This is a genomic window from Pseudomonadota bacterium (genome assembly GCA_039815145.1).
Classification (GTDB): Bacteria; Pseudomonadota; Gammaproteobacteria; order Steroidobacterales; family JBCBZW01; genus JBCBZW01.
In genome coordinates this window covers 21,496-28,509 of sequence record JBCBZW010000061.1, presented here as the reverse complement: position 1 = coordinate 28,509, position 7,014 = coordinate 21,496, and the positions used below count along the sequence as shown (strand labels likewise).

At 67.3% G+C, this 7,014-nt stretch carries 6 protein-coding genes; 3 read left to right on the top strand and 3 right to left on the bottom strand.

Translation table 11 applies throughout. The features are described 5' to 3' along the window. Together AAF184_15265 and AAF184_15260 are read left to right on the top strand one after the other, a co-directional pair. Positions 1–216, top strand: a 216-nt coding sequence (locus AAF184_15265) for a LytTR family DNA-binding domain-containing protein (GenBank protein MEO0423695.1), incomplete at its 5' end; no start/stop codon positions are given. Positions 217–310: 94 nt separating this feature from the next. Beyond that, positions 311–760, top strand: coding sequence for a hypothetical protein (locus AAF184_15260; protein MEO0423694.1), 450 nt, complete (start codon positions 311–313; stop codon positions 758–760). Positions 761–764: 4 nt separating this feature from the next. Here the strand turns inward: AAF184_15260 and AAF184_15255 are convergent, their stop codons facing one another. Next, the gene (locus AAF184_15255; GenBank protein ID MEO0423693.1) at positions 765–1,070 is read right to left on the bottom strand and encodes an antibiotic biosynthesis monooxygenase; all 306 of its coding nucleotides are present in this window, start codon (positions 1,068–1,070) and stop codon (positions 765–767) included. Between the two features lie 71 nt (positions 1,071–1,141). Then, on the bottom strand, positions 1,142–2,362 hold the full coding sequence (locus tag AAF184_15250; GenBank protein MEO0423692.1) for an RtcB family protein: 1,221 nt from the start codon (positions 2,360–2,362) through the stop codon (positions 1,142–1,144). 448 nt (positions 2,363–2,810) lie between these two features. Between AAF184_15250 and AAF184_15245 the strand changes: the two genes are divergently transcribed. After that, a complete protein-coding gene (locus AAF184_15245) occupies positions 2,811–5,822 on the top strand; it encodes an aminotransferase class III-fold pyridoxal phosphate-dependent enzyme (GenBank protein ID MEO0423691.1) in 3,012 nt (1,003 codons plus the stop codon). A gap of 42 nt (positions 5,823–5,864) precedes the next feature. Here the strand turns inward: AAF184_15245 and AAF184_15240 are convergent, their stop codons facing one another. Further along, complete coding sequence (locus AAF184_15240; GenBank protein ID MEO0423690.1) at positions 5,865–7,013, bottom strand: PLP-dependent aminotransferase family protein; 1,149 nt, start codon at positions 7,011–7,013, stop codon at positions 5,865–5,867. Position 7,014 lies beyond the last annotated feature (1 nt).

The following is a 7,014-nucleotide window of genomic DNA, read 5'->3' as shown; positions in this document are numbered from 1 at the left end:
TACGTCCTGCGCGAGGCGTTGCAGCAGCTGGAACAGCGCCTCGGCGATCACTTTGTGCGGGTGCACCGCTCGGCCGTGGTGAACGTAAGCTTTCTGCGAAGCATCGAACCGATCAAGCGTGGCGATGCGATGCTGAGCCTTGCCAGTGGCGCCCAGATCCGCATGAGTCGCCGCTACCGGGATGCTCTCGTGGCGCGCATGGAGGCGCAGAAGTAGGGCCCGCACTATCCAGCTCGGCTCGGCTACCCCAGCCGCTACTTATCACGTACGCTACCTACCCATGGCAATGCTTAAGTCCATGGGAGCCCCGATGACCTCGACCTACCCCCACCTGCTCGCCACCTCACTGGTGGTACTGGCCTTCGCCTTTGGCGCCGCCGCAACGGCGTGCGAAGCTGACGGGGGCGTCGAGTGCGCGGACGCCAAAGCGGCCGCTGAGGAGAAAACAGGCTACACCTGGGACGAGCTCGTCGCCGCCATCCCGCAGCTCGAGAAGTTCGAGCTGAGCTTCAGCCCCTCCACCCGCGAAGGAGCGGCAGACGGCGAGGGCACCTATCTCGTCTGCCAGCGGGTGCGATCGGCGGAGTCGAGAATCAAGCGTCGCTCGTGCATGCCCCTCGTCGAATACCTGGCGTTCATCACCGACTCGGGGAATCTCACGAACGATCAACGCTACCTCGCGCTCGACATCCTCAGTCGGCAAACCATAGCGCCGATCAACTCCTTCTCCCTCGGTACTGGCAGCCTGAACAACAACTGAGCGACTACCCTTCGAAGAAGATCTCGTAGAGCTGCAGCCGTTCCTCTCGGTCAACGAGGAACTCGTCATCTTCCGGGTAGTACTTGGCGATGTCCGGATCAGGCCCGGCGAAGGCCTTCACGGCATCCATCGACGCCCAGTGGGTCACGAGCAGAAAGTGGGCGAACTCCCCCTCCTCCCGTCTTAGGAACACCACCTTGCTCAGGCCCGGCACGGCGCCGTAGTCGGGCACCGCTCGCCGCTTGAGGAACTCCGCGTAGGCATCGCCGCGGGCGATGGGCACCTTGCCGTGCCAGGTACGAACGATCATTCGGTGAGACTCTTGTGACGGGACTCATCGCAGCGTAACTCGGGGCGCACACCGCCACTAGTGTCCTGTCCCTAGCCCTTCACGCACACCACTTGCTTCAGCGTGTGCAGGATCTCCACCAGATCGCTCTGCGCCGCCATCACCTTGTCGATGTCCTTGTAGGCGGCTGGCGTTTCATCGAGCACGCCCTCGTCCGTTCGACACTCAACGCCTGCCACCGCTTCACGATGGTCGGCGAGGGTGAAGCGCTTCTTGGCCGCGGACCGGCTCATCACACGACCAGCGCCGTGGGAGCACGAGTGGAAGCTCTCCGCATTGCCCTTACCGCGCACGATGAAGGAGCGCGCGCCCATGCTGCCGGGGATGATGCCGAGCCCGCCTTGCGTGGCGCGAACAGCACCCTTGCGCGTCACCCACACCTCCTCGCCACCGTGGGTCTCGCGCTGCGCGTAATTGTGGTGACAGTTGATCGCCACCTTTGCCGTCTTGAACGGCGGCAGGGACTCACGCATCGCCTCCAGCACCCGGCGCATCATGACCTCACGGTTGGCCAAGGCGTAGTCCTGGGCCCACAACATGGCCTCGATGTAGTCGTCGAACAGCGGCTCACCCTCGACGAAGAAGGCGAGGTCGCGATCGGGCACGTGGTAGCCGAGCACACGCTTCTCCAGGGCCTTGCGGGCCGCCGCGATGAAGGTCTGACCGATACTGTTGCCCACGCCCCGAGAGCCGGAGTGCAGCATCGCCCAGACGCCGCCGGTCTCGTCCACACACACTTCGATGAAGTGGTTGCCGCCACCCAGCGTGCCGAGCTGATTGAGCGCCTTGACCGCACGCACGCCGCGGTACTTCGCACTGATCCGATCCAAGCCCGCTTCCAGGCCACGTTGGCGGAACATGTTGATCGTGGAGTTAGGCACGGGCTGCTTGCCGTACTCGCCGCCCTTACCCACGCCCACCGGCACCTTACGCTCGATACGATCGCGCAGGCCACGCAGGCTGTCGGGCAATTGCTCGTCGCGCAAGGTGGTCTGCACCGCCATCATGCCGCAGCCGATGTCGACGCCCACAGCCGCCGGCAATATCGCGCCCTTGGTGGGGATCACCGAACCCACGGTGGACCCGACGCCCATGTGCACATCGGGCATCGCCGCCACATGCCCGTGGATAAAGGGCAGGCTGGCAGTGCGGCGCAGCTGTTCGACCGCACGTGCGTCGACGGGCACGTCGCGCACCCACGCTTTCACGCGGCCGCCGTTGCTGGCTTCAAAGACGTCGAAGGAGCTGCTCATGGTGGTGTTCCGGGGTACGCCAGGGGACTCTCGGCGCCGGGCAGGCGGCCGGGTCGCCTCTCGGGGGCGCTCGTTGGGGGTCAAGGGGCGGCGGAGATTGGCACCAATCGATCGACAGGTCAAGAGGTAACGGACCGAAGTACTGTGCAAAGTGACTAGCAAATACAGAGACTTCGCACCCGGTGAGCTCGCAAGACGCCAGGGCCTTTATCAAGATCACCCGCTACCGAACGTGTTCATTCGCTTGCATTCATCTGAAGGCGACGGACCCGCGCCACACCACCGCGCCGAGCCCCGACGACGCGTCAAAACGTGGCGCGATACGTCCGCGCCGAGCTCCAGCCCTCCACGTGCCCCGCGGCGCGGCGGAGTTGCGCCCATGGCGCTCACCGCCCACCATCGCGCGTGTCACCCTGCGAAGGGCTCAAGCCCGAACGAGACCAACCCTATGGCTGCTTCTTCCACCCCCGACCTCCGCCACTGGCAGCGTGTACTTTCCGAGCAGTGGCCCGTCGACGGCCCCCTGAAACGCCTGCACGGCGAGCACGATCTCAATCTCGCCACAGGGTCGCTCGTCTACAAGGTGATGCGCGCGGGCTTGAGCGAGGCGGACATCGCGCCGCAGATCGCCTGCCATCGACACGTCGCGGCCGCCGGGGTGACGGTGCCCGCCCCAGTGCCCACGCACGAGGGCAGGCTGTCGACTCAGCTGGCGGACGAGCGAGGGGAGCTGCGCACGGTGTGGGTGCTCGAGCGCCTGGCGGGCACAGCGATCGCCCACCTGTCGCCCTGGACGCCCGCGTTGGCGCAGGCGATCGGCGAGCAGACCGCCCGCCTGCACGGCGCCCTGGTGGACTTCGATCACCCCGCGATCCCCGACACCCACGCCTGGGACATCCGCGCGCTAACCGCACGCCCGGAGATCGCCGAGGCGATCGCCGCCCACGCCCACGGTGACACCCTTCGGCGCATCCTCGATGAGCACACGGGACCGGCCTGCCGCGCCCTGGAGGCGCTGCCGTGCTCGCCGATCCACAACGACCTCAATGAGCACAACATCCTCGCCCACGCGCCCCCCTGCGGCGAGGCCACGCTCACGGGCCTGATCGACTTCGGCGACATGCTGCGGGCCCCGACCGTCGTGGACCTGGCCATCGCGGCCGCTTACCTCGTCGTGGGTGCGAGGCGCCCCTGGCCATTGCTCAGAGCCCTGATCCGCGGCTACTGCACGCATCGTCCCTTGCCGCCGACGGAACAGGCACTGCTCTGGCCGCTACTGCTGAGCCGGGTGGCGCAGAGCGCGATCAACGCCACCCTCGCGCGCTTGAGCGGACGCGACGACCCGTACCTGCAGATCTCCCAGCGACGGGTATCCGCGTTCCTCGCCACCCATGCCGATGAGCATCCTCACTTCGTGCACGCCCTCGTCGCTCGCGCCAGCGGTGCGCCCGCGCCCTCGCGGGCACTGATCGCCTGGATCGCCTCGCCAGAACGACAGTTCGCGCCGATATTCCACACGACGATGGCGACTGCCCCTGTGCTCGACCTCTCGGTGACCGGCGAACACGCCTGCGACGATCCGGTGCGGCCGGACCTCACGCAGATCGCCACCGCCGTGTCGCACCTCGGCGCGGAAGGCGAAGCCGTGCTCGGTCGCTACGCCGAGCCGCGCTTGATCTACGGCGCACCGTTTTTCTTGAGCAGCCACCACGGGGCGAGTGACAGGCGCACCGTGCATATCGCGATCGACGTGTTTCTCCCCGCAGGCACGCCGGTGCACAGCCCCCTGCCGGCCACGGTGCACAGTGCCGAGGTGTGCGACGACGCCTACGACTACGGGGGCCTCGTCACCCTGCGCCACGAGGGCCCCAACGGCACGCCGTTCTACACCTCGTACGGCCACCTCTCCCACGCGAGCGTGCGCGCCCTCGCGCCCGGCCAAACCGTGCCGGCGGGCGAGGTCTTCGCCACCCTCGGCGAGGTCACAGAGAACGGCGGTTGGCCACCTCACGTGCACCTGCAGATCGGCACCACGGGCATGCCAGGCAGCCGCTGGCCCGGCGTGGTGGACCCGGACGACGCTCCTGACTGGCAGGACGTGTTTCCCGACCCAGCAGCCCTGCTAGGCTTGCCCACAGGCCACGTCACCTACACCGCACCACCGGCGGACACCTTGCAGGCGCAGCGTGAAACGCACTCGCCGCCCAGCCTGCGCACCAGCTATCACGAGCCCCTCACGGTGGTCCGCGGCTGGCAGAGCTTGCTCTTCGATAACGAGGGGCGCACCTACCTCGATGCCTACAACAACGTTCCCCACGTCGGCCACGCCCACCCACGGGTGCGCGCGGCGATCGACCGCCAGCTCCGCCTGGTCAACACCAACACCCGCTACCTGCAACCGATCCACGCCGAGTACACGGCCGCCCTCGCCGCGCGCCTGCCGAGCGAACTCGAGGTCGTGTTCCTCCTGAGTTCCGGCAGCGAGGCCAACGAACTCGCCCTGCGCCTCGCCCGCACCGCCACCGGCGCCACGGACACGGTGGTGCTGGCCGCCGGCTACCATGGTCATACGGTCACCGCCATCGACATCTCGGACTATAAGTTCTCAGGGCCCGGGGGCGAGGGCGCCCCCGATTGGGTGCACGTGGTGCCCAACCCCGATGCCTACCGCGCTGGCCTCGACCCTGATGATCCGCGCACTGGCGCCCACTTCGCCGCCGAGGTGTCGGCGAGGATCGAGGCCATGGTCCGTGCTGGTCGCACCCCAGCCTGTTTCATCGCGGAGACCTTCCCCAGCGTCGGCGGCCAGCTCATCCCCCCACCCGGTTACCTATCGCAGGTGTACGGTGCCATCCGGCAGGCAGGTGGGCTGTGCATCGCGGACGAGGTACAGACGGGGCTCGGCCGCCTCGGGCGCTACTTCTGGGGCTTTGAACAGCAGCAGGTGGTGCCGGACATCGTGGTGCTCGGCAAGCCGATGGGCAATGGCTTCCCGCTCGCCGCCGTCGTCACCACGCGGGCGATCGCCGAACGCTTCGACACGGGGATGGAGTTCTTCGCCACCTTCGGCGGTTCGAGCGCCGCCTGTGCGGCGGGGCTCGCGGTGCTTGAGGTAATCGACCAGGAAGCGCTCGGTGAGCGCGCCCACGCCGTGGGCAGCCACCTCCTCGCGGGCTTGCGCGACCTCGCGCGCCGCCACCCGCTGCTCGCGGACGTGCGGGGCCTCGGCCTGTTCATCGGCGTGGAGATTGCGGACGCGAACCACCGGCCGCTGCCCGAGCACGCGGCCTGGATCGTCGAGCGGCTGCGTCAGGAGCGGGTGCTCATCGGACGGGACGGACCGGACCACAACGTCTTGAAGATCCGGCCGCCGCTCGCGTTCAGCGAACAGGACGCGGACCACTTGCTGGAACGCCTGAATAAGGTACTGGCTGAGAACGCCCTAAGCGCCGCGCGTTAGTATGCGCAAGACGACGGGCGGCAAGGTCGCCCAGCCAGCCACCTAAACGCCGTGTTGATGCAGCTGATCGACCAGGCGCTTAATGCCCTCTTCCACCTCGCCCACCGGGTAGTGGGCGAAGGACAGGCGTAGGGTATTGCCCTGTTCGCCGGCCGCGGAGAACAGCTTCCCTGGATGAAACCCGACGCCAGCCTCGCGTGAGTTCGCCAGCAGAGCATCCGTCTTACAGTCCTGGGGCAGGTGCAGCCAATAGAAGTAGCCACCGGTAGCTTGGCGCCACCGCACCGCCGAATTCCCGAGACCGTGCGTGAGCGCATCCCCCATCACCTGCGCCCGCGCCGCCAGCGCCGGCACCAGGCACTCCCGAAGGTGGGCATCTAACACGCCACTGTCAATCGATGCCGCCACCAGCAGCGACCCCACCTGATTGATCGCGCCGCCGCTGCGTATCACGCCCAAGGCGCACAGGCGCGCGATCGTCGAGGGATCGCTCTGAACCCACCCCACGCGCATCGCGGGCGCCAGCAACTTACTGAAAGAACCTACGGAGATCACCCCGCCGCCATGAACCTCGGCCGCAAAGGGCGCAGGCGGTGGCACTCGCCCGTCGAAGTGCAGCAACTGGTACACCTCGTCGGCCACCACGGTCACGCCGGCCCCGCGGGTGAGCGCCAACACCTCGCGACGCCGTTCGGCACTCATCGTCACCGAGGTGGGGTTGTGGTGCGCAGGAATCGTGTACAGCACCTTCGCATTGGGGTGCATCTCCAGGGCCTCGCGCAGGGCATCCACCCGCACGCCCTGCTCGTCCATAGCCACGGGTACGGCGCGCAGGCCCTGACTTGCAAAGATCTCCAGGGCGAGGAAGTAGGTGGGCTCCTCCACCAGGACCACATCGTCCGGCGCACACAGGAGGCGGCAGGCGGTGTCGATGCCGTGGGACGCACCCGCCGTCAGGAACAGAGAGGATGGATCCACCGGGAACTGGTAGTGCTCGCTCAGAAAGCGCGACAGGGACTCGAGGTAGGCTGGATCGCCCGCGTAGTCGCCGTAGTTGAGCTGCGCAGGATCAAGCCGGGCAGTGCACTCGCGAGCCATGCGCTCGAACAAGGCCACCGGCAAGAGATCGGGCGAAGGCTGCCCGATCGCGAAGTTGATGATGTGCGTGGTCTCGCTCAGGGCGTGCCCCACG